This window comes from Kaistella sp. PBT33-4, assembly GCF_029194425.1.
Lineage (GTDB): Bacteria > Bacteroidota > Bacteroidia > Flavobacteriales > Weeksellaceae > Marnyiella.
In genome coordinates this window covers 595,253-617,640 of record NZ_JARFYL010000002.1, presented here as the reverse complement: position 1 = coordinate 617,640, position 22,388 = coordinate 595,253, and the positions used below count along the sequence as shown (strand labels likewise).

General features: G+C 42.6%; 21 protein-coding genes. 5 read left to right on the top strand and 16 right to left on the bottom strand.

Going from position 1 to position 22,388, the window contains the following annotated elements; genetic code table 11:
• Nucleotides 1-36 precede the first annotated feature (36 nt).
• The 9 genes from P0M11_RS05895 to P0M11_RS05855 form a co-directional block, all read right to left on the bottom strand.
• Nucleotides 37-279, bottom strand: coding sequence for a hypothetical protein (locus P0M11_RS05895; RefSeq protein WP_275624835.1), 243 nt, complete (start codon nucleotides 277-279; stop codon nucleotides 37-39).
• Nucleotides 280-559: 280 nt separating this feature from the next.
• On the bottom strand, nucleotides 560-1,693 hold the full coding sequence (locus tag P0M11_RS05890; protein WP_275624834.1) for a 3-hydroxyacyl-CoA dehydrogenase NAD-binding domain-containing protein: 1,134 nt from the start codon (nucleotides 1,691-1,693) through the stop codon (nucleotides 560-562).
• A gap of 66 nt (nucleotides 1,694-1,759) precedes the next feature.
• Nucleotides 1,760-2,560: an enoyl-CoA hydratase-related protein gene (locus tag P0M11_RS05885; RefSeq protein ID WP_275624871.1), complete on the bottom strand. Its 801-nt coding sequence runs from the start codon at nucleotides 2,558-2,560 to the stop codon at nucleotides 1,760-1,762.
• A 41-nt stretch (nucleotides 2,561-2,601) separates the two neighbouring features.
• Entirely contained in the window at nucleotides 2,602-3,066 is a 465-nt protein-coding gene (paaD, locus tag P0M11_RS05880; protein WP_275624833.1) for a 1,2-phenylacetyl-CoA epoxidase subunit PaaD, read from the bottom strand.
• Nucleotides 3,067-3,143: 77 nt separating this feature from the next.
• On the bottom strand, nucleotides 3,144-3,893 hold the full coding sequence (gene paaC / locus P0M11_RS05875; protein ID WP_275624832.1) for a 1,2-phenylacetyl-CoA epoxidase subunit PaaC: 750 nt from the start codon (nucleotides 3,891-3,893) through the stop codon (nucleotides 3,144-3,146).
• A gap of 100 nt (nucleotides 3,894-3,993) precedes the next feature.
• Entirely contained in the window at nucleotides 3,994-4,275 is a 282-nt protein-coding gene (gene paaB / locus P0M11_RS05870) for a 1,2-phenylacetyl-CoA epoxidase subunit PaaB (protein ID WP_158063319.1), read from the bottom strand.
• 39 nt (nucleotides 4,276-4,314) lie between these two features.
• On the bottom strand, nucleotides 4,315-5,256 hold the full coding sequence (paaA, locus tag P0M11_RS05865) for a 1,2-phenylacetyl-CoA epoxidase subunit PaaA (protein ID WP_345774353.1): 942 nt from the start codon (nucleotides 5,254-5,256) through the stop codon (nucleotides 4,315-4,317).
• A gap of 38 nt (nucleotides 5,257-5,294) precedes the next feature.
• Nucleotides 5,295-5,552 carry a hypothetical protein gene (locus P0M11_RS05860; protein ID WP_158063317.1) on the bottom strand — a complete coding sequence of 86 codons (258 nt, stop codon included), beginning with the start codon at nucleotides 5,550-5,552 and terminating at the stop codon, nucleotides 5,295-5,297.
• Nucleotides 5,553-5,596: 44 nt separating this feature from the next.
• Nucleotides 5,597-6,685: an FAD-binding oxidoreductase gene (locus P0M11_RS05855; RefSeq protein ID WP_275624831.1), complete on the bottom strand. Its 1,089-nt coding sequence runs from the start codon at nucleotides 6,683-6,685 to the stop codon at nucleotides 5,597-5,599.
• Between the two features lie 323 nt (nucleotides 6,686-7,008).
• Here P0M11_RS05855 and clpB point away from each other — a divergent pair, with 323 nt between their 5' ends.
• Nucleotides 7,009-9,603 (top strand): ATP-dependent chaperone ClpB, encoded by a 2,595-nt coding sequence (gene clpB, locus P0M11_RS05850; protein ID WP_275624830.1) that lies wholly within the window; start codon nucleotides 7,009-7,011, stop codon nucleotides 9,601-9,603.
• Between the two features lie 143 nt (nucleotides 9,604-9,746).
• Here clpB and P0M11_RS05845 read toward each other — a convergent pair whose 3' ends face one another.
• The 6 genes from P0M11_RS05845 to P0M11_RS05820 all read right to left on the bottom strand — a co-directional run bounded on the left by P0M11_RS05845 (nucleotide 9,747) and on the right by P0M11_RS05820 (nucleotide 14,474).
• Nucleotides 9,747-9,959 carry a hypothetical protein gene (locus P0M11_RS05845; protein ID WP_275624829.1) on the bottom strand — a complete coding sequence of 71 codons (213 nt, stop codon included), beginning with the start codon at nucleotides 9,957-9,959 and terminating at the stop codon, nucleotides 9,747-9,749.
• 1 nt (nucleotide 9,960) lies between these two features.
• Entirely contained in the window at nucleotides 9,961-11,220 is a 1,260-nt protein-coding gene (locus P0M11_RS05840; protein ID WP_275624828.1) for a S8 family serine peptidase, read from the bottom strand.
• An 8-nt stretch (nucleotides 11,221-11,228) separates the two neighbouring features.
• A complete protein-coding gene (locus P0M11_RS05835) occupies nucleotides 11,229-11,807 on the bottom strand; it encodes a hypothetical protein (protein WP_275624827.1) in 579 nt (192 codons plus the stop codon).
• Nucleotides 11,807-12,499 (bottom strand): hypothetical protein, encoded by a 693-nt coding sequence (locus P0M11_RS05830; RefSeq protein ID WP_209814597.1) that lies wholly within the window; start codon nucleotides 12,497-12,499, stop codon nucleotides 11,807-11,809. Before P0M11_RS05830 ends, P0M11_RS05835 begins: the two co-directional genes overlap by 1 nt.
• Nucleotides 12,500-12,510: 11 nt before the next feature.
• Nucleotides 12,511-13,404: a DUF2589 domain-containing protein gene (locus tag P0M11_RS05825; protein ID WP_187695249.1), complete on the bottom strand. Its 894-nt coding sequence runs from the start codon at nucleotides 13,402-13,404 to the stop codon at nucleotides 12,511-12,513.
• Nucleotides 13,405-13,595: 191 nt separating this feature from the next.
• Nucleotides 13,596-14,474, bottom strand: a complete 879-nt coding sequence (locus P0M11_RS05820) for an SDR family oxidoreductase (RefSeq protein WP_158063309.1) — start codon at nucleotides 14,472-14,474, stop codon at nucleotides 13,596-13,598.
• Nucleotides 14,475-14,912: 438 nt separating this feature from the next.
• On the opposite strand from P0M11_RS05820, the gene P0M11_RS05815 reads away from it, so the two are divergent.
• The 4 genes from P0M11_RS05815 (at nucleotide 14,913) to P0M11_RS05800 (ending at nucleotide 18,799) form a co-directional block, all read left to right on the top strand.
• Complete coding sequence (locus tag P0M11_RS05815) at nucleotides 14,913-15,677, top strand: helix-turn-helix transcriptional regulator (protein WP_275624826.1); 765 nt, start codon at nucleotides 14,913-14,915, stop codon at nucleotides 15,675-15,677.
• Between the two features lie 721 nt (nucleotides 15,678-16,398).
• Nucleotides 16,399-17,244 carry a hypothetical protein gene (locus tag P0M11_RS05810; RefSeq protein ID WP_275624825.1) on the top strand — a complete coding sequence of 282 codons (846 nt, stop codon included), beginning with the start codon at nucleotides 16,399-16,401 and terminating at the stop codon, nucleotides 17,242-17,244.
• Nucleotides 17,245-17,407: 163 nt separating this feature from the next.
• Nucleotides 17,408-17,965 carry a hypothetical protein gene (locus tag P0M11_RS05805; RefSeq protein WP_275624824.1) on the top strand — a complete coding sequence of 186 codons (558 nt, stop codon included), beginning with the start codon at nucleotides 17,408-17,410 and terminating at the stop codon, nucleotides 17,963-17,965.
• 63 nt (nucleotides 17,966-18,028) lie between these two features.
• Complete coding sequence (locus tag P0M11_RS05800) at nucleotides 18,029-18,799, top strand: hypothetical protein (protein WP_275624823.1); 771 nt, start codon at nucleotides 18,029-18,031, stop codon at nucleotides 18,797-18,799.
• A gap of 599 nt (nucleotides 18,800-19,398) precedes the next feature.
• Here P0M11_RS05800 and P0M11_RS05795 read toward each other — a convergent pair.
• Complete coding sequence (locus P0M11_RS05795) at nucleotides 19,399-22,326, bottom strand: M16 family metallopeptidase (RefSeq protein ID WP_275624869.1); 2,928 nt, start codon at nucleotides 22,324-22,326, stop codon at nucleotides 19,399-19,401.
• Nucleotides 22,327-22,388 lie beyond the last annotated feature (62 nt).

Below are 22,388 nucleotides of genomic sequence, written 5' to 3'. Positions count from 1 at the left end.
ATGTGTCAATGTAATAGTTTAACAATGTAAAAGTAATTAACGGCGAACCTTTTTATTTAAATCACTTTGCAGCTTAACTTTACTTTGCTGGATGATAATATTCTGCAGTATCAGAACAATAAAAATAAAGAGGAGCATGAAAAGATGCCGCGGCGCATCGGCCAATACCGAATTCAGCGTTTCCATATTGAAGCCGTCCCAAATAAACTGAAGCAAAAAAAACAGCACGCCGAAGGTCAAGGTTCCGCGCAGGCTTTTAAGAAGTATGTTCGTTATCATATCAATTTAGTTTAGTCAAAGTTTATTTTCTGTGCTTAGCAGGTTATCTACAATCAGTTCTTTCCATGACTTTTTTTTATTTTCTTATACTGGAAATAGTCAAAAACAAAGAAGAGTGCGAATATAACGGGAACTGTAATCATAAACCCTAACCATTCACGTTGAACATATTGACTGAATGAAACATCTTCCTCAAAAAAATAACTGAAAACTGTAACAAGCAATGTAAAGAATAGTGCTTTCAGTAAACTTTTAAATATGAGCTTTTTCATCAGGAGGTTTATAATTTAGAAAGCAGCGGACTTTGTCTGTATCTTTCTTCCTGATAGGTTTCATACAGCCTCTGCAATGTAGCGCCCACATAGCGGTAGCCAATCTCGCTGCCCCACGCCAGCAGGCCTTTCGGGTAATTAACGCCCTTCTGCATTGCAAGTTCAAGATCGGCATCGCTGGCAATTCCCAAACGTTTGGCTTCTACTGCTTCGTTGATGAGCATAGAAATAATTCTCATAAAGATCTCCGCGTACAGGTTCTCGTCTTTTACAGGCTCTGGTTTTACTGCATTTTCACTGTAATCATAAAATCCCCTGCCGGTCTTGCGTCCGTGCAGTTTTGCTTCGCTCATCCGCTGCTGCAGCAGACTTGGTTTATATTTTGGATCAAAGAAATAATCGGCATAAACTGTTTTGGTTACCGAGAAATTAACGTCGATACCGATAAGGTCCATCAGTTCAAAAGGTCCCATCCGGAAATTACCTAATGTTCTCATGGCATCATCCACCTGTTCGGGAGTGGCGATATTTTCCTCTACAATCCGTAAGGCTTCCCCATAAAATGGCCGGGCGATACGGTTAACAATGAAACCGGGAACATCTTTGGCAATGATGGGCTCTTTTCCCCATGATTTCATCAGGTCATAAATTTGCTGGGGAAGTTCCTTCTCCGTCAGTAAGCCCGGAATCACCTCTACCAGCGGCATCAGAGGTGCCGGATTGAAGAAATGAATTCCAATGAACCGTGACGGATGCTTAAGTTCTGCCGAAAGCGATGTAATGGAAATTGAAGAGGTATTACTTGCAATCACACAGTTTTCAGAAACCGTTTGCTCTACCTTGCGGAAAACCTCAGTTTTTATTTCCCTGTTTTCTATAATCGCTTCTATTACAAGGTCACAATCTTTCAATTCAGAAATTTCCCGGCAAAACTTTATCCTTCCGAATATATTTGCAGATTCCTCCTGCGAAATCTTTGTTTTTTCCACCAGCCTTGCCAATGTCCTTTGCAAACCAGCTAGTGATTTTTCAGTTTGTGCAGAGTTTGCGTCATATAGAAAAACAGTACTGCCTGCGGTAGCTGCTACCTGTGCAATACCGATTCCCATGGTGCCGGAACCAATTATTCCTATTTGTTTCATAAGACCTTAATGTAAAAAGATAGCTTTGAATAACCAAAACTATCTTGAAATGTTTTAAATTTTAAACTATTTGCCTTTATAAAGAGGCTTTCTTTTTTCCGAAAATGCCAGTATTCCTTCACGAAAGTCCTCAGTTGCCGATGCCGCCGACTGGTACCTGCTTTCAATGTCCAGTTGCTCCTTCAGGCTGTTATCATAGGATTTACGCAATGCTCTTTTTGTTAAAGACAATGCTGTGGTGGGCTGGTTGGTAATGGTTTCCAGCATCTCCATGGCTTTTGCTTCAAACTCATCTTCGGGCCATACTTCAGCTACCATACCAAGTCTGTACGCTTCTTCAGCGCTAAGTTTCTTTCCGGTATAGGCCAGATAATGAGCCATCTGTCTGCCCAGAACTTTCTGCAGAAAATACGTACCTCCCGTGTCGGGAATCAGACCTATGTTTGAAAATGCCTGCGAAAAATAAGCTCTGTCCGAAACCACTGAGAAATCACAGATCAGTGCCAGCATAGCTCCCGCTCCCACCGCAGGACCGTTTACCAGAGAAATAACCGGCTTACGTGCATAAGCAATGGACATAACCAGTGGATTATAGTAATCCAGTACAATGCGCTCCACTTCACGGGGAACATTTACCTCAGGATCCATAAAATCAATTGCTGCCAGGTTCTGACCGGAAGAAAAAGCCTTGCCGCGGCCCGCAATTGCGATACAGCGTGTATCTTCATCCTTGTTATAAAACTCAACAAAATCACGCAATTCTGCCAAAAGCGGTTTGGTAAGCGCATTCATGGTTTCCGGCTGGTTCAAATAGGCGATCTTTAACCGGCCTCCCAAATGAGATTCCACATCAAATTGTGAATAGATATACATAGTCTGTTTTTTTATTTCCTTAAAGATACTAACATTTAGTGACATTTAAAATAGTCAAAGGGCTCCAGACAGTCGTTACACTGGTAACTTGCCTTGCACAGTGTGGAGCCAAAACGGCTGATCTGCGTTGTGTTGGCAGATCCACAACGCGGACATTTCTTGGGAATATCCAGATGATCTTTATCAGCACCTCTTTCGGGTGGCGTGATTCCATAGGCACGCAGTTTCTCCCGGGCTTCATCAGTCATCCAGTCGGTAGTCCAGATGGGTGAAATCTTTGTAATAACTTTCGCAGTTACTCCTCTTTCACGAAACAGTTTAATAATGTCCTCTTCAATATTGAACATAGCCGGACATGCCGAATAGGTGGGCGTAATTACAACTTCCACCTCATCTTCAGCGGTCATTTTGGCCTCCCGCACAATACCGAGCTCGACGATATTGATAACCGGGATTTCAGGATCCGGGATTTCAGCTAATATTTCGAGTAAAATCTGCATACTTTATTTCCAGTTCACTTGTTTTAAAAGAAGCCGGTTTAAGATGTTTTATTCTGTTGAATGTTCAACCAAAACACTTACCAGGTACAGTTGGGATAGGTACGCTGCATGTACTGAAGCTCGCAAAGGATGAAGCCGAAGTATTCGGTATGGTAGCCTGTGCGCGAGCCTTTCTGCATAAAAGTGCTTTCCGGGATCTGAATTCCAAAATTTGCAAAGTCTTCGGTAACGGCAGCCGTCCAGATTTCATGCAGGATCTTTGAATCCGGCACTGTTTCAGAGTCTATAAGTTCCTGCTCACCCGGTGTTTCCGCAAACATTCCCTGAGTGTATTCCCAAAGATTTGCCACAGCATCTGTCAACCGCGTCCTGCTTTCTTCCGTGCCGCCGGCAAACATTTTTACCCACGTTGATGAATGGGTGTAGTGGTATTTCACTTCTTTCAAGGATTTTTCAGCGATGGCTGCCAACTGAGTGTCCGGGCTTTTCATCAGTTCTGTATAAAGCAATTTCTGATATAATGAGAAGAAGTATACTTTCAGGATGGTATTGGCATAATCACCGTTCGGAAGTTCGGATAGCTGGCAGTTCAGGTATTCTTTTTCAAGTCTAAGAAATGCCAGGTCATCTTCGGTACGGTTTTCACCCTGAAGCTGCGCGGCATATTTGAAAAAATTGCTGCTTTGTCCCAGATAGTCCAGTGCGATATTGGTAAGGGCAATATCTTCTTCCAGATATGGTCCCTGCCCGCAAAGCTCCCCCAGCCTCTGCCCGAAAATAAGGGTATCATCGGCCAGTTTTATGGTATAGTTGTAAAGTGGATTCATTGATATAGATTTCAGAATTCAGATCTCAGATTTCAGACATCAGATAAATAAACACTCGGTCTAAAATCTGATATCCGGTGTCTGATATCTCACCTCTGTTTTACATATTTTTCACATCGTTCGGGATGGTATAGAAGGTTGGATGACGGTATAGTTTGTCATCAGCGGGGTCAAAGAAAGCTTCCTTGTCCACACCTTCGGAGGTCACCATATATTTGCTGGGTACCACCCAGATAGAAGTGCCCTCCATCCTGCGGGTATAAACGTCCCTGGCATTCTGCAGTGCCATTTCGGCCGTCGGTGCCTGCACGGTACCTGCATGTTTGTGTGAAAGTCCCGGTTTGGTCTGGATAAAGACCTCCCACATTTCTAAATTGCTCATTATTCAATCGTAATTTTAATCGTTCTGCTGACTGTATCTTCAGCTTACTTTTCTCGTATTTTCGTTCGCGGCATAAGCCATAGCTGCTTCTTTAACCCAGGCATGCTCACGCTGCGCCTTTCTTTTTGTTTCCAAACGCTTACGGTTACATGGGCCGTTGCCTTTCAGCACTTCCATGAATTCATCCCACGGAAGTTCGCCAAAATCATAATGTTGGGTTTCCTCATTCCATTTCAGTTTTTCATCCGGGATCTTAAGACCCAAAAATTCCGCCTGACCTACGGTAACATCAACAAAACGCTGTCTCAAAGCATCATTACTCTCACGCTTCACACGGTAATTCATGGATTTCTGAGAGTTTGGTGAAGCATCGTCGTTAGGTCCGAACATCATCAGCGCCGGCCACCAGAAGCGGTTCAGTGCTTCCTGTGCCAGGTCTTTCTGCTCCTTTGTTCCGCGGCATAATGTCATCAGGATTTCATAACCCTGTCTCTGGTGGAAGGACTCTTCCTTACATATCCGCACCATGGCCCTGGAATAAGGTCCGTAGGAGTTACCCATCAGCATTACCTGGTTCATGATTGCCGCGCCGTCTACCAGCCAGCCAATGGCACCGATATCGGCCCATGAAAGTGCAGGGTAATTAAAGATGCTTGAGTATTTTGCTTTCCCGGACAGCATATCATTGTAGGTGGTGTCGCGGTCTGCAGCTATTTCGCCGTTATTTAATGTTTCTGTAGCCGCATATAGGTATAAACCGTGCCCTGCTTCATCCTGGATCTTAGCCAAAAGGGCCATTTTCCTTCTTAAGGAAGGTGCTCTTGTAATCCAGTTGGCTTCCGGCAGCATACCTACAATCTCGGAGTGAGCATGCTGGGAGATCTGCCTAACGAGAAGTTTTCTGTAATCTTCCGGCATTACATCCTTAGGCTCCACCTTGTTTTCTGCCTGAACGTATTCTAAAAATTTTTCCTGATTCATCTTAATATTATAATAGGTAAGCGCTGATAGTTGCTGATTTACAATTTGCCGTCGTGCAAATCGTCTTTCAGATAGATCCCGACTTTAGAGTCGATGAACTCTCCTGCGACAAAATTGACTGTTTTGCCGTCACCTTCAATCTGGTATTCCTTGAAAAAGTATACATTGCCGCTGTCCGGCCCTTTTACTTCCACTTTCTTATCTACACAGTGCCAGTAATGATTCCAGATATTGAGTCCTTCAATCCTGTATTCTTCATTTTCGTTAATGGCCTTAGAAAACTTCCAGTAAGTCATAGCTTTTATTTGTATTGTTAATATGCAGCTGCTTCAGACATACATTAAACATCATAATTCAGCATCACTACATTTGTCGTGGGGTGACACTGGCATGTGAGAACAAAGCCGCGCTCCACCTCTTCCTCTGTAAGCGCAAAGTTCTTCTCCATAAAAACTTCGCCTTCCATCACCTGTGCCTTGCAGGTACAGCAAACCCCACCTTTGCAGGCAAACGGTACAGGCAGATTGTCATGCAGGGCCTGATCAAGAATATTTCTCTTCTTTGAGTTCAGGTGAAATGAATATTCATCATCATCAATTATTAAGGTTACCATACTTTCCAGGTTTGGGATCGCCTTAAACTCGTCGCTCATTTCCGCATTCTCATCATCATCCGGCGCAGCGTAATACTCATACATGATCTGTAGTGACGGCACTTTACATGAATTCTTGAGGTAACCGGAAATATCCTTGATCATTTCCGAAGGGCCACAGATAAAATAGGTGGCTTCCTGAACCGGAATATCAGTATACCTGCTGAAAAGCTGCTCCAGTTTATCGGCACAGATCCGGCCTTCAAAAAGTTCGTCCTCAAAATGTTTCTCGCGGGAAAGCAGATAAATTACCTGAAGCCTTCCCTCAAATTTCGCAACAAGATCATCTATTTCCTGACGGAAAATAATATCATTTACACTTTTATTGCTGAAAAACAGATATGCTTTACTTTTCGGCTCCTGATACAGCGCTTCTTTCAAATTGGAAAGTACGGGCGAAATCCCGCTGCCTGCTGCCAGACCAACATACGTCTTTTCGTTGGATGCATGATAATGGGTATAAAAATGACCCATTGGCGCCTGAACTTCAACCTCGTCACCTAACTTCAGCTCATTATTCAGGAAAGTTGAGACCTTTCCGTCGGTCAGGTGCTTTACCAATATTTCAATTCTTGAATTCCCCTCACTTGGTGCATTTACAATAGAATAAGACCTGCGAAGGTCTTCATCACCAAAAATAAAGCGGACATTGATATACTGTCCCTGTTTAAATGAAAATTCATGACGCAGGTGCGCCGGAATCTCAAATGCGATATGTATGGAATCATTGGTTTCCTTCTTTACAAGGACCGTTTTTAACAGATGAAAATGATGCATATTTTTATAAAAACTCTATATAAGTGAGTTCTACAAATATACTTATTTTTTACAAGGCATAAAAACCACCCTTAATACCGCTGTTAAATTAGTCAAGATAATTACTGTGCAAATTAAATTCGGTAAAAATGACCTAATTCCCACAGGCTCAAAACGTTAATTTCGGAAATTTTGGCTGAAAAAGAGGCTTAAATAATGGTAAAGTACAATTTTTGCCGCAGCTGTGGTGATTAATTACTTGATAATGATACCGGGAATTCACATCAAACTGGATTCCTGATATCTGTAAAATAAACATGATAAATAACTAAAATAACATTAATATGAATTTAAACCAATATACTGTAAAATCGCAGGAAGCCATTCAGAAAGCGCAACAGATTGCGATGGAATTCGGCAACCAAAGTATTGAACCACAACATTTACTGGAAGGTATCTTCCAGACAGATGAGAATATCTCGGATTTCCTGATGAAGAAATCCGAAGTGGAACTCTCACTGGTGCGGGAGAGGAACCGCGCTGCCCTTGAGAAACTCCCTAAAGTGGAAGGTGGTAACATCTACCTCTCACAATCGGCAAACAAAGTCCTGCTAGATGCACCCAACATTGCAAAAAAGATGGGCGACGAGTTCGTAACCATTGAACATCTCTGGCTTTCACTGCTGGAAAGCGGTTCCGAAGTCGCCAAAATGCTGAAGGATATGGGTGTAACCAAAAAAGGTCTGGAATCCGCGATTAATGAACTGAGAAAAGGGTCCAAAGCAACTTCGGCCAGCTCAGAGGAGACCTACCAAAGCCTGAACAAATATGCAAAGAATTTTAATGAACTCGCCGCGGAAGGCAAGCTGGATCCGGTAATCGGGCGTGACGAGGAGATCCGAAGGGTCCTGCAAATCCTTTCCAGACGTACCAAGAACAATCCTATCCTCATAGGCGAGCCGGGTGTGGGTAAGACCGCTATTGCCGAAGGAATTGCCCACCGTATCATTGCCGGTGACATTCCCGAAAACCTCGCCGATAAAACCCTTTATTCCCTGGACATGGGCGCCCTGATTGCCGGAGCTAAATACAAAGGTGAGTTTGAGGAAAGACTGAAATCGGTAGTTAACGAAGTGATTAAATCCGACGGTCAGATCATCCTGTTCATAGACGAGATCCACACCCTGGTGGGTGCCGGCGGCGGCGAAGGTGCAATGGATGCCGCTAACATCCTGAAACCTGCTCTGGCGAGAGGTGAACTGCGCGCAGTTGGAGCCACCACACTTAACGAATATCAAAAATATTTCGAAAAAGATAAAGCACTGGAAAGACGTTTCCAAAAGGTGATGGTGGAAGAACCGGATACCGAATCCGCCATTTCCATACTGCGGGGGATTAAAGACAAATACGAAGCACACCACAAAGTCAGAATAAAGGATGAAGCGATTATAGCCGCTGTGGAACAGTCGCAGCGTTATATCTCTGACCGTTTTCTGCCGGATAAAGCCATTGACCTGATTGACGAAGCTTCCGCGAAACTCAGGATGGAAATCAACTCCAAACCGGAGCAACTTGACGTTCTGGACCGCAAACTTATGCAGCTGGAAATTGAGCTTGCAGCCATCTCGCGCGAGGGTAACGAAATAAGGATTAACCATCTGAAAGAGGATATCTCCAGGATTTCTGAAGAGCGTAATGAGATTAATGCGAAGTGGCTGAAGGAAAAACAGAAGTCCGAAGACCTGACTTCCATTAAAAAAGAGATCGAAGCATTAAAACTCGAAGCCGAAAGAGCCAGCCGGATGGGGGACTACGCAAAGGTAGCCGAGATACAGTACGGCAAAATAAAAGAGAAGGAAAGTGACCTGGAGAAGCTGGAACTTGAAATGCAGAACAACCAGAACGAGCTCATTACTGAGGAAGTCACCGCCGAAAACATTTCCGAAGTCATTTCCAAGTGGACCGGAATCCCCGTAACAAAACTGCTTCAGAGCGAAAGGGAAAAACTATTGCACCTGGAAGATGAACTTCACAAGAGAGTCGTTGGTCAGGATGAAGCCATCGAATCTGTGGCAGATGCTATCCGGAGAAACCGTGCTGGTCTGAATGATGAGAAAAAGCCTATTGGATCATTTCTCTTCCTGGGTACCACCGGTGTCGGTAAAACAGAGTTGGCAAAAGCACTGGCAGAATATCTTTTCGATGATGAAAACAATATGACCCGCATTGACATGAGTGAATACCAGGAAAGACATTCGGTGTCACGACTTGTGGGCGCGCCTCCCGGATATGTAGGCTATGACGAAGGTGGGCAGCTCACGGAAGCTGTCAGGAGACGGCCTTATTCCGTAGTCTTACTGGACGAGATTGAAAAAGCGCATCCGGATGTTTTCAACACGCTGCTGCAGGTACTGGACGACGGGCGCCTGACCGACAACAAAGGCCGTGTGGTTAACTTCAAGAATTCCATCATAATAATGACGTCCAACCTGGGGTCGAATCTTATTCAGGAGAATTTTGAAAATATCACTGACGAAAATGTGGATGAAATCGTGGCCAAGACGAAAGATGAAGTTTTTGCTCTGCTGAAACAGACTTTAAGACCTGAATTCCTGAACAGGATTGACGAAACCGTATTATTCCAGCCTCTTACAAGGAAGGAAATCGGCAAGATCGTGCAGTATCAGTTACGCGGATTCAACCACATGCTGGAGAGAAAAGGAATTATTATGACTGCCACAGAAGATGCGGTTAATTACCTGATGAATAAGGGTTATGACCCAAGTTTTGGTGCCAGACCACTAAAGAGAGTGCTTCAGCAGGAAGTCTTGAACAAGCTGTCCAAAGCACTGCTGGCCGGTGAAGTGAATGACGGAGACCGAATCACTCTGGACTACTTTGAGGAAAGCGGATTGGTCTTCCGTCCGACAGAGATTTAAACTTTAACTTCCGTTAACATAATACAACGCATTTTCCTGCGTTCTTAAGTTGAAATTTTTTTTCATCATTTGTGTTTTTGGGGTCCGTTGATTTTTCAGCGGACTCTTTTTTATTCAGCCAGCAGTAATATTCTTCCGTAAACTTAATGACTGTGTGAGGAGAAATCATCTTTCTCTTTCTCCACCGTTTCAAAAATCTCATGGCAGGGCTTGGACGGATCTTTCTCAGCCCTGATTTTAACCATATTGAGCATAGGGTAAAATTTCAGGAAGTCAATGCCTTCCTCAGCCAGCTTCTCCTTCACCTCACCAAGCTTCACATCCTGCTTTAGCAGTGCTATATAAATTTCCATCATCTTAAGGTACAAACTGTATTAAACCACTACCTATATCACGGTACTTTAAATTCTGAATCGGTTTCGCTGTATTTTCCAGCAACTCCCAAATCTTATCTGCTGTAAGGTCAGGGAACTTCTCCATATAAAGCGCTGCCAGCCCGGCAACATGCGGCGTGGCCATACTGGTACCGTTCATCATCGTATAAGGTAAATTATCGGGTGCCTTTACAGGGCGGGCACTTAAAATATCGACGCCCGGCGCACAAACATTCACATTGCCCCCATTGGCAGAATTAATACCTCCATTGGAAAAAGCGGCAACTCTCATCTGACTGTCAATTGCCGCCACGGCCATAATGGAGCTGCAGTTAGCCGGCGCACCCACAGGAAGCGGGACGGCCGGCCTTTTACTGTCATTTCCTGCCGCAGCAATAAGCAGACAATTGCTGGCCAGCGCCTTACGGCCTACCGCTTCAAAAATAGGAGAAGGTTTTTCATTTATTTTTACAGGAGAGGCCAGCGACATGGATATAATTCTGAATTTATGTTCAAGCGCCCAGTCTATTGCGTCAATGATACCGGATGTCGTGCCCTTTCCCTTGTTGCTCAGCACCTTTCCGATCTTCAGATTGCAGTCTCCGGCAATCCCATACCTTTTACCGCTGTCCTGGCGCATATTACCGGCAGCCGTACCCGCGCAGTGCGTACCGTGCCCGTAGGGATCCCTGTCCCAAACCTCATCGGGTATGAAAGATTTGCCTTCAATATTGCGGGCAGAGAAGTCGGGATGAGAAAGGTCAAATCCGGTATCGAGCACGCAGAGGTCAATTCCTTTGCCGGTAAACTGCGCGCGGTCTATACCAATCGCCTTGAGTCCCCATTCCATTTCGGTGAGTGATTTTTGTGGAAGTGGCTTATTATTTATAAAACTCTCCAGTTCCGAAATCAATGAACTCAGTTCTGCCGCTTTAAAGTTCAGATTATTGATCAGATCCATTTCGTTTACAGCAAAAAATTCCCTTTCCTCTTCGTAATAAAGTATTGGACTCCTGTCATTATTTACAGCAGCTTCCAATTGCTCAACATCCGGTTCGTCCATTACGGCCACACCAAGATTCTTATACAGAACACCGTTATCTGCATCAATGATGTCATAAGATTTGTTGGTGGAGGAAAGATTTTCCGAGGAGGTTAAACTGACCTTAAATTCACGTTCCACCTTTTTTACTGCCGAAGAATTCTGATCCTGAAGCAGCACTACATATTTTTTACTTTCCATTTTATTCTTTATGTAATTTTCAGAAGAATTTTCTCAGTAAGCAGGTAGATATCCTCCGGAATTAGGGTCATGCAGAGCTTTTTATAAATGCTGGAAACCGATTCATTCTGGCTTACCATGCTGTTCCAGAAGGCCTCAATCTTGGCAACGGAATTCAGGTTCTTTATTTTCCTGTCCGTCAGCACGCCATTCTGATGCATGCTCAGTATCAGGTTGGAGATAAGCTCCGAGGCCTCATCCAGTTTACTTTGCTGCTTATTCAAATCCGCGGCCAGCAATCCGTGTACGACTTCCATGGCTGAAAATGCAAATCCATAATAATATTCCCTCCTACCGGAAGCAAGTTTTTCCATTTTTAGCGGATTAAAACCTTTCTTCACCAGGGACACAGAATTCAGAAGGCGCAGAATCTCTGACTCCGCAGAAGTATTGCCGTACTGTGAATAATGAAGAAGAAGGTCTTTAAGGAATTGATCCAGCGTTTGGTCAAATTCAAAGGCACGCGCTGCAAACAGCCGCTGAACCTGATTGAACTGCATGAGCATTTCCTCCGCAAGTTTAACTTTGTGATGAATGAAATCCTGCATTACTCAAATGTTATCTCCTCAATCTCCTGTCCGTCCTTATTTGTAAACTTTACAATGCGCAAGCCTTCCTCTTCCATTTCCACATGGAGGTTAATGAACATCTTATCCTTATCCTCCGCCTTTGTAGTGTCAGGATCTATATACAGGTTATTAAGCCGTGAGGCCACCAGCGTATATTTACTCGCAATGGTTTCTGAAAGGATCCGCGCCAGCTCATTATTCTCATCTTCGCCCGCTTGTGGACGGAAGATGCCCAGGTTCAAAGATTTGATCTGCGGTGCCAAATCAATTTTCTTGATAACTGTGCTGAGGTTTTTGATATAACGCTGATCCCTGTTTTCCAGCGTCTTAAAGAGGTTTTTGAAATCATCATTACGGGTCTGGGCTTCTGTAACAGGTGAAATATTCAGGTTTTTCTCCTTATTCACCAAAGCGATTTTTTCATTCACCTCCACCATGAACAGTTTAGGATCAATCTTGAAATTAAACTTGGAATCGGCATCAATATCAGCAACTTTTATCGGGATATCCATCTTTATGACCGGAATAGAATACCGGGGAACCTTAAAGAACTTGAGATAAGGATGCTGAGCGTACTGCTTCGCTACCAGTACTGCATTTTCATCGGCCTTCTTACGTGCCTGAATAATTTCCTGATTCAGATAATCCAGGTAATCAGATAATTTAATCATTCCAAAATCATCTAGTTAGACAGCAATCCAAGTACTTTTTCCAGACCCGCAGGCATTTCGTCGTTTGTAGCCCTCACTTTTACCCCCAGTGAATATTCCTTTTCAATCTTCACACCGGTTGTGGAAGTCCTTTTCATCGAAACATCAACTTTAAATTTCACTTTGGCAAACAGATTGGCCAGACCTGAAGATTCAGAACTGAAGCCCGTATTGATTCCAAATTCCGTCTGTGTATTTTGTGTAAAGGTGGAATTCAGTTTTACATTAAAATCAATATCACAGCTTTCTATGCGGAAGGAAGGCACATTAAGCAGCGCTATGAACGGAACAGTGATTTCAACATCCTGCTCAATGGTCTTAGGATTGGAATCACTTTCTGCCTCGTCTTCATCAAATTCCGGGTTGGCTACATTCTTTTTATATTTGAATTCGGCCATACGCAACTTCTTACCTTCAGCCGTGGTTTCAAAACCAACTTCATTAATGAAACTTACGGTACTAACGGAGGCATTGGTCTGTGCGGAAACGCAGGCATCCAGCGGACCACCAATAATCTTGGCGAAATCGATACTTCCCAGTTCAGCAGCAAAATTTCCGTCCGAAACCGCGGCCGCAGCAAAAGCCTTTTCATCTGCGCGCATCTGCCCGAACACCGCGCTTATCACGCCTGAAGAAACATTGGCCACAGCATTTTCCCATTTGGCATCGTAACCGTCTCTAAAGCTGTTGAGGATTTCCAGGATGTCCCGTTTTGGCAAATCCTGAAGTTCCGATGGACTTAAACCGCTTATTTTTTCATACACGGCAGGCGACACTATACTTTCCAGGCCGGTAAGCAACTGTATAAGTTCCGATTTCGTTTTTTTGGACTGGTCTTTTTCCAGAATTGATCTTAAAGTTTCCATGATGATATTTTTAAGGATTTGAATATCAAAATTAGAAACAAATAAAAACTGCATTTAAGGAAAAACACCTTTTTTGTGAAATATAATCAGTTAACCAATAATCCGGACTTTAAATTGTTTTCCTTATATATAAAAACACAAAAACGCCCGGACCTTTGGTTCGGGCGTCTAAGAAAACAGTAAATTATCAGTTAAGTTGATTTTTTGGCTTTGATCATCGCCTCCAGCATATCCCACATTTCCTGTGGAATTTCTTCGAGCATATTGAATTCGCCGGCACCCTGCAGCCACTCGCCACCGTCTATGGTTACGACTTCACCATTCATATAAGCCGAATAATCCGACACCAGGTAAGCCGCCAGGTTCGCAAGTTCCTGATGCTCACCTACCCTTCTCAGCGGCACTTTTTTCCTCATGTCAAATTTTTCCTGCAAATCTCCCGGCAGCAACCGGTCCCAGGCACCCTTGGTCGGGAACGGTCCCGGTGCGATGGCGTTGAAACGGATATTGTATTTCGCCCACTCTACAGCAAGGCTTCTAGTCATGGCTAAAACACCGGCTTTGGCACAGGCGGATGGCACCACGTAAGCAGATCCGGTCCAGGAATAGGTAGTCACAATATTGAGCACGGTTCCCGGAATTTTATTGTCAATCCAGTATTTTCCAACCGAGAGCGTACAATTCTTAGTGCCCTTCAATACAATATCCAGAATGGAATCAAAGGCCGAATGCGTAAGCCTTTCCGTTGGCGAAATAAAGTTTCCGGCCGCGTTATTCAGCAGAATATCGATTTGGCCGAATTCTTTAACCGCCGCTTCTTTCATGGCTTCCACCTCATCCCAGTTCCGCACATCGCAGGCTACGCAGAGGACTTTTCCGCCGGTCTGGTCTTCGAGTTCTTTAGCCGTGGCCTGAAGTTTTTCAAGGTTCCGGGAGGTAATCACAACTTTGGCACCGAGTTCCAGGAAGTATTTGGTCATGGCCTTACCGAGGCCGCTTCCACCACCGGTTACAATGGCTACTTTATCTTTCAGGGCGCCTTCGCGCAGCATAGGTTCTGTATATTTCATAGGTTAAGGTTGAGGTTGAGTTTAAGCCTTAAAGTTAATGAAAATTTGAGCGCGGGGTTTTAAGACTGCTATGTGGTAAACAGCGAAAGTTGGATTGCTGTTGCAGCATCACGGCATATGTTATGATCTGAAGTTTTCAGCTTTAAGCGACACCCACAGACGTCCGGACTTAAAAAAAGTTTACAGGATGTCTTTGATATCCTGTAAACTTTTGGTACACCCAGGTGGGTAATATATAGAAATGTGTTTTTAGTGTCCGTCAGTAATCCCGGGACCGGAGTACGCTATGAAAGCGCACCCAAAATACCGGCGATATATAACAGCACCTCCAGAAAAAAAACCATCATTTTGCACGGCATTAATAACTCAGCAAAAATATGTAGATTTGGCCGCCCTGAAACTACCCGCGCGGGTAGTTCTTTTAATTAACCCTGATTTATGAAATTTCCTGCCGCGGACGATTTTTTCCTTACCCAAAATACAGTAAACCAACTTACAGATGCCGAAGCTTCGCAGTCTACCGATTTCCTGCAGGTAGTGAAAGCTTTTGAGAATACAACCTATCAAAGCATGTATGTCATAGACTATCTGAAGCAGGGTTTTGACTATGTATCCGACAACCGTTTGTTCTTGTGCGGACGTACGCCGGAAGAAATTGTAGCGATGGGATATGAATTCTATATCCATCATGCTCCCACCAAAGATCAGGAACTGCTGCTGAAGATCAATGAAGTTGGTTTTAAATTCTACGATGGGATCCCGGTAGCTGACAGAAAACAATACTCCATTACTTACGATTTTCATCTTATCACCGCGGAGAAGCGCAAAATTCTGGTTAATCATAAATACACCCCCATTTTTTTAACCGATGAAGGAAAGATCTGGAAGGCGCTCTGCATCTTTTCACTCTCCAACAATACCGAAGCGGGGAATATTCAGATCCAGCGTCAGGGCAGCAATATCATCCATGAGTATGATGAAGTGAGCGAAGTTTGGAAAACGAGGGAAAAGGTAAACCTGAGTTCCCGCGAAACCGAAATCCTCATGTACGCTTCACAGGGGCTTTCAATCAATGAGATTGCCGACAAAATGTGCATAGCTCCGGATACTGTAAAATTTCACAGAAAGAAACTCTTCGAAAAGCTGGAGGTGCCCAATATTTCGCAGGCCATCGCGGTGGCCACGAGTTACAAATTAATTTAGGGCTTGGTGATTAGTGGTTGGTGATTAGTGGTTAGTGATTAGTGACTGTTGGTTAGATTCAGGATTTTTGATTTTGGATTATTGATGCACTGTTCTTTCTGGTTCTTCATTCTTGAATCTTGGCTCCTGGCTCTTGACTCCTGGCTCTTGGCTCTTGGTTCCTGGCTCTCGGTTCCTGGCTCTTGGCTCTATCTAACCACAAAGAACACAAAGGCTTCACAAAGCGCGCAAAGGGTAATCGAAAATGCATAGCTGTTGGCTTTCGGCTTTCAGCTTTCAGCTTACACCACGCGTCATTGCGAGCGGAACGGAGTACAGCGCGGCAATCCCACGTTTCAAAACTCGCTTATACTTTGGGCTTGTTCCGTAATGCAGGAAGTTTTCCGCAAGACCGGAAAACCAGCAACCGCGCCCCCTCTGTGTGCTGAAAACAACCTGCATCGCGCTGCGCATCTACGCTTTCGGGCTCTATCAAAATTAAAAAAATATTGCTGGATTGGTAAAGTTTCAGGAGAATATTTTAAGGGTAATTAATGATATTGGCATATTCGGGTTATTCCGTAAAAACATTTGGCGGGAAGTGTTTGCGTGGGTGGGTTTTTTGAGTAGATTAGCGGGCGGAAAAGTACGACACTTATTATACAAAGCCAACGGGAGTTTGGGGGATATGGATGATTTTGTTGTACATAGCAGAAATTAAAAACCAATATCCGTATTTAAAATGACCGATAAGATTAAAAGAATTAATAATCCTCTGACAATAATAGCAATATTTGCAGCTTTAGCTGAAATTAATGCAACTGTAGCAATCTCTTTAATCGATAAGAATCTACATAGTATTTTTATATGGTTCGTAATCGGTTTCCCAACACTTTTAGTAATTCTATTCTTTGTTACTTTAAATTATAATACTAAAGTTATGTACTCCCCAAGTGATTATACAGACGATAAAAATTTTATTGATTCATTATATGGAAACGTGAAAATTTCGAAATCAAGCACAGATTTATCCAAAAAAGTATCACACGAAATTGAAATAAGAATTAATGAGAAAATAAATGAAAAATTAATAAAATTAAAGAATGAAAATCCATCAATAACAAATGAGATTCAAAAGATAGAAGACGAAATTACTTCAATTACCAAAGAATCATTCGATGAGATTAAAGAAGAATTTGAGATTCCAGTGGAGCTCAATAAAAAATTAATTTCACTTTTTAAATGGCCAGCATTCTACAACCTAATATATGCTATTGTACAGACTGGAAGTAAAAGCAAGAGTGATATTAAGAAAAATCTAAATAATTATTTTATTCCGTCAGGATGGAATAAAGGTGGTTTGGCTAAATTGGAATTATTAGAAATTATTATAAATTATGATGATAATAATTTTCATATAAATCCTGTTTTTAAAAATGGATTAAATATATGGGTAAGTAAAAATGCAGATACTCTCAAAGAAATTAATACTTTGTACAAATACACCCAAAATTTAGACAGTGACTCCGAAGAATATAAAAAAATTAGAGTGCAGATTGATGAAATTAAAGATCAACTACTATTTTAACTTCTGCTAAAAAAGTATTTCTATCAGCTCGGTTGAAGTTTACATCATAAAGATTTTCGCTACTTGTTCTTTTTATTATATTTACAAAAACCAGTTATCATAATCCCCTCCAAAAGAAATACCCAAACGTTATGGGCTATTTTAGGACAATCCGCAACACAAAGTGACTAATAAAAAAGAACATTGGACAAATTCAGCTTGGACGATTAGTATTGGGACAGCAATATTCAGCTTACTGCTGACAATGGGTTATGACTACTCAAAAGAAAAACCAATTTTGACAACGGTTTGGACAATATTAAAGTGGGTAGCAAATCTCATTTGGACTGTTTTGAATTTTGACCTGAAAGTTTGGTGGATTATTGTTGCAGTTATAGTTTTTATCTTGATAATTATACTTATTGACAAATTTAAAAACGAAGAAACGTTTAAGCCAGACTTTTATAGTTACAGAGAAGGGAAATTTAAGCGGTGGAGATGGACGTGGGGATGGAACTGGAACAGTAGTAAAAACGCCTGGATAATTTCTGGCATGAAAGCCCACTGTCCTAATTGCGACACTCCGATGATTGAGCATTCGAGTATATACGGTTTAAGTTTTGACTGTCCAAGATGTGAATTTAGAGCTAGTGACGGACAATGTGATGAACCTCATAAAATTGAAAGAATTATACTTGACAACATTGACAGACAAAGAGCCGAAAAGAAAAACAGCCTATAACACGGGTTTTGCGTCAATCTTGATGTTTGTGCTACTTTTTTAGTCAAAATAATTCTCAAAGTCATGGATAAACTTGAAATCAAAAAAGGAGGTGTTCCATATTTATTTCGATACAGAAGCAACAGCGATTTCACAATTGATGAGATTAAAAATAATTACATATTCTTCCCAAATTCAAAAATGCTAAATGACCCATTTGATGCGTCACATAGACTGGTTAAGATTGATGAAAACGAAGGAAATATATTGAAGTCTATTAGCGTCTTAAAAGAACGCCTTAAAAATCATAGTGAAATAAAGTACTTTAACAATGCATTTCCAAACAAAGAACACTTTGTAAATTTTCTTAAAGAAGGGATCGTCGAATTTATCAATCAAACAGGTATTGCCTGCTTTTCGATTTCACCGGTTAATATAATGCTATGGGCAAATTACGCAAATAATCATCAAGGAATTTGCGTACAGTACAATATAGAATATGATAGGAATTTCTTTAATACTTTAGGTAATGTTGAATATGTTGATAATTTGGAAATCCTAAATTATTCCATAGGAACAGAAAGAGAATCTAATGCTATACGCAAGATGTTTTTTAAAAAGTTGAGATTATGGAGAGAAGAATATGAAATCCGATTAATTAAAAGTTCACCTGGGAAACATTATTTCGAAAGTACATCTGTAAGAAGTATTGTTTTTGGTCTTAGGACGCCCAAAGAATTTCAAGAAAAGATTATAGAAACCGTCACAAAATATAATTCACACATTGAACTGTACCAATCAGAATTGATGGAAAACGGAATTGGAATAACACTGACAAAAATAGATATTAAATAACGTTACCCGCTGCACAACCCCTCCCGTCTTTGCATTGTTTCTTTCTTTTTATAGACAATCTTTCTTTCAAACATTCCCTACGCCCCGACCTGAGTGGAGTTCTCCGCCACGGCGGAAGCGGGAACGGAAATCTTTTACATAAATCGTTTAAATTGAAGAAGAAATATTTTTACATTCTGATTGTGCTCTTGATTGTTCTAATTCCAATATTTTATTTCGGAATAATTAATACTATGGTAAGTTTAAAATATGAAACAGATTCTCCAGAGGAATGTATTTCAAAAATAACGGGAGATAATTTATGTGACTCTGTCAGCAACTTGAAAACATTAATTTATTCTGATATTGTTTTAATTGTTCTTCTGATTATTTTTAGAAATAAAGTCACAAGAGGTGTGATATAATCCTTCGACAAAATCAGGATAAACCCTTCGACAGGATCAGGGTAAACTCTGGCAGAAATAGGCGCCCAAATAAAAACTTTGGGATTGCTTCGTCGTCGTGCCCCCTCCCCGCAATGACAACTTTAGATTTACCGCAATGACCAAAAAAAACTGCTCCAATCCGGAGCAGTTTCTGTAAGCAGTATTCTGTAAGGTTTAGTACCCGAAAAGTTCTTCCAGGGTAATTTTCTTCACTTCGCCAATCTTCTTAAGATCGTCCATTTTTACATTCTTTTCAGATGCTACCAACGCATAGGTGTATGGTTTCCCCGAAATATTGGTCGCATGGAATTTCTGAAGGTCGTTCATCGTGATCTTGTCCACATTGGTGTAGAGGTCTTTGCGGATATCGTCTTTCAGACCCAGCTGCTGCGCGGCCAGATAGCGGAAGATGATATCGTCCTGCATAATCCTTTCGGTTTGGATGTCCTTTTTCACGGAATTCTTGGCCAGATCCAGGTTTACCGGAAGCTGAGGCATCGTGGTCAGAAGTTCGTTCATGGCACCAACGGCATCACCAAACTTATCGGCCTGGCTGCCCACATAACTCATCATATAATACTGGTCGTCTTTTTTCTGAGGCTGCACATAATAACCGTACGTACTATAAGCCAAAGCTTTACTCTCACGAATGGTCTGGAAAACCACAGAACCCATACCGCCACCGAAATAGTTGTTGAATACCATTACCATAGGCGTTTTGGATGCATCATAGTTTTCGGTATTGCGGATCCATCTGGTTTCGGCCTGCACCATATCATAATCGGTGAACAGCACCTGAGTCTTGGTCTGCGGAAGCTGTTTGAACGTCTTCAGCGGGCCTGCAGAGGCAAAGGTTGCCGGCACTTTGTGCATGGTTCCGAGTTTTGCCGTCAGATTTTTAAGCGGTTCCGGACCGTAATAGATGACGGTCTGCTCATAGTTGTTTAGGTTTTTCATCCTGTCCACCAGTTCCTGCGCAGTAACCGCGTTGATTTCCGCATCGGAAAGTGTGTTGTTGAATTTGTTCTTCGGACCGTACATCGCGTAACTTGTAAGTCCCTGCAGGATGGCGCCTTTATTGGCTTTCGCATCTTTCCTGGACTTGGCGATACGTGCTTTCAGCGCTGCAAGAGCGGTTTCATCCGGCTTCGCGTTCATTACAAGGTCTTCGTAAAGCTTAACGGCTTTGTCAAAATTCTCCTGCAGACCTTCAATGGTCACCATGGTGTATTCCTCACCGGTAGATACATTGAAGCTAGAAGCGATCTTGTAGAACTCCTTGGAGATTTCTTCTGAAGATTTTTTGTCGGTTCCCAGGAACTGAAGATACTGTGACGCCAGCGACTGTTTAGGATCGTTAAGTGTTCCTATTTTGTAGCGGTATCTGAGTCTGAACAGTTGGTTTTCAGTATTCGGCACGTAAAGTACTTCTGCCTTACCAAGTTTTGATTTCTGGATGTCCTTATCAAAGTTCAGGAACACAGGCTGTGAAGGTGTAGACGGCATTTCGTTCACCATTTTCACGAAGGCAGACTGTTTGTCCGGGTTGGTTTCAACAGGTGTAATGGCCGGTTTCTCGATTTTCTGCGGGTTTTTGTTTTCGCCTTTTCTCTTTAAGATAGCCACATAATTATTTCCGAAATATTTATTGGCAAAGGCTACAACATCTTCTTTTTTGATTTTGGAGATATCATCTACATACGCCACCTGATCTTTCCAGTCCAGCTCGGCATTGAAGGCACTCTGCAGCATAGACGCGCGGTCGCCGTAACGTTCAAGACTCTGGATTTTCTCTTTCTTGATGTTATTGACGATGGATGGAATGAGATCAGCATCAAAATTTCCTTTTTTCAGATTTTCAATCTCGCTGAGAACTAAAGTCTGCACTTCTTCCAAAGTCTGTCCTGTTGTTGGCGCAGCTGAAAGATAAAGGATGCCGTGATCCTGCAGCGTGTAGGTGAATGCACTTGCGCGAAGCAGTTTCTGCTTCTTAACCAGGTTCAGGTCCAGAAGTCCGGCTTTTCCGTTGGTCAGGATAGATCCCACCAAATCGGCAAGCAGAACGTCTTTGTCTTTGTTCCCCGGCAAACGGTAACCGATGGTAAGGCTTTCGGCATCGGGACCTACGATCTCCTTAACCACAGGAGCCGTCATAGGCTGTTCAGGCTGGAAGGTATATTTCGGCACCGGCTTGTTTTTCATATAGGCGAACGCCCTGTCAATCTTCGCAATTGCCTCATCCGGATTGAAATCACCGGAAAGGATGACGCCCATATTATTGGGAACATAGTAATTGTTGAAATATTTGCGGATCTGAACCAGCGAAGGGTTCTTTAAATGCTCCACGGTTCCGATCGTGGTTTGCTTACCGTAATTATGGTTTTTGAACAGTGTGGCGAACAGCGTTTCGAAAACTTTTCTGCCGTCATTATCCAAAGTCCGGTTTTTCTCCTCGTATACCGCTTCAAGCTCAGTATGGAAAATCCTCAGTACCGGATTACGGAACCTTTCAGCCTGAACAGCCAGGTAACGGTCCAGTGAACTGGACGGAACATCGTCTGTATACACAGTTTCTTCGAAATTCGTCCAGGCATTGGTACCCTGTGCACCCATGGCGGTCATCATTTTATCGTACTCATTGGCAATGGCATATTTTGCAGCCACACCTGAAACGGAATCGATTTTTTTGTAGATAGCCTTACGCTGCACCTCATCTTTGGACTTGTTGTACTGCTCGTACAGCGCGTCTATCTTGTCGAGTTCGGCTTTTTCCTTTGCCCAGTCCAGAGATCCGTACTTGTCGGTTCCTTTGAAGAGCATGTGCTCCAGATAGTGCGCCAGACCTGTGTTGGTTGCCGGGTCTGTCTTACTGCCCGCTTTGGTGGCAATGTACGCCTGAATTCTCGGGTCTTTCTTGGTGGGGCTCAGTATTACGGTGAGTCCGTTCTGCAGGGTATAGAATCTGGCCTGCGTGGGATCATTGGTTACGTACCTGTAAGTGTACCCACCACTTTTAGCTTCCTTCCACTGGTAATCCTGCGCCTGAGCGGTGAAGAGAATCCCAACAGCAAAAAGCATTAAAAACTTTTTTCTGATCATAATATATTGTTGTTAATACGGTATTAGACGATTGTTTTATGGAAATGTTGCAATGGAACCGGAAT

Coding starts and splice junctions, on each gene's coding strand:
- P0M11_RS05855 (WP_275624831.1), bottom strand. CDS start 6,685: ATGCATCATTTTCATCTGTTAAAAACGGTCCTTGTAAAGAAGGAAACC.
- P0M11_RS05810 (WP_275624825.1), top strand. CDS start 16,399: ATGACCGATAAGATTAAAAGAATTAATAATCCTCTGACAATAATAGCA.
- P0M11_RS05830 (WP_209814597.1), bottom strand. CDS start 12,499: ATGATTAAATTATCTGATTACCTGGATTATCTGAATCAGGAAATTATT.
- P0M11_RS05890 (WP_275624834.1), bottom strand. CDS start 1,693: ATGAAACAAATAGGAATAATTGGTTCCGGCACCATGGGAATCGGTATT.
- P0M11_RS05800 (WP_275624823.1), top strand. CDS start 18,029: ATGGATAAACTTGAAATCAAAAAAGGAGGTGTTCCATATTTATTTCGA.
- P0M11_RS05825 (WP_187695249.1), bottom strand. CDS start 13,404: ATGGAAACTTTAAGATCAATTCTGGAAAAAGACCAGTCCAAAAAAACG.
- P0M11_RS05895 (WP_275624835.1), bottom strand. CDS start 279: ATGATAACGAACATACTTCTTAAAAGCCTGCGCGGAACCTTGACCTTC.
- P0M11_RS05835 (WP_275624827.1), bottom strand. CDS start 11,807: ATGCAGGATTTCATTCATCACAAAGTTAAACTTGCGGAGGAAATGCTC.
- P0M11_RS05860 (WP_158063317.1), bottom strand. CDS start 5,552: ATGACTTACTGGAAGTTTTCTAAGGCCATTAACGAAAATGAAGAATAC.
- paaB (WP_158063319.1), bottom strand. CDS start 4,275: ATGAGCAATTTAGAAATGTGGGAGGTCTTTATCCAGACCAAACCGGGA.
- P0M11_RS05815 (WP_275624826.1), top strand. CDS start 14,913: ATGAAATTTCCTGCCGCGGACGATTTTTTCCTTACCCAAAATACAGTA.
- clpB (WP_275624830.1), top strand. CDS start 7,009: ATGAATTTAAACCAATATACTGTAAAATCGCAGGAAGCCATTCAGAAA.
- paaD (WP_275624833.1), bottom strand. CDS start 3,066: ATGCAGATTTTACTCGAAATATTAGCTGAAATCCCGGATCCTGAAATC.
- P0M11_RS05845 (WP_275624829.1), bottom strand. CDS start 9,959: ATGATGGAAATTTATATAGCACTGCTAAAGCAGGATGTGAAGCTTGGT.
- paaC (WP_275624832.1), bottom strand. CDS start 3,893: ATGAATCCACTTTACAACTATACCATAAAACTGGCCGATGATACCCTT.
- P0M11_RS05840 (WP_275624828.1), bottom strand. CDS start 11,220: ATGGAAAGTAAAAAATATGTAGTGCTGCTTCAGGATCAGAATTCTTCG.
- P0M11_RS05820 (WP_158063309.1), bottom strand. CDS start 14,474: ATGAAATATACAGAACCTATGCTGCGCGAAGGCGCCCTGAAAGATAAA.
- paaA (WP_345774353.1), bottom strand. CDS start 5,256: ATGAATCAGGAAAAATTTTTAGAATACGTTCAGGCAGAAAACAAGGTG.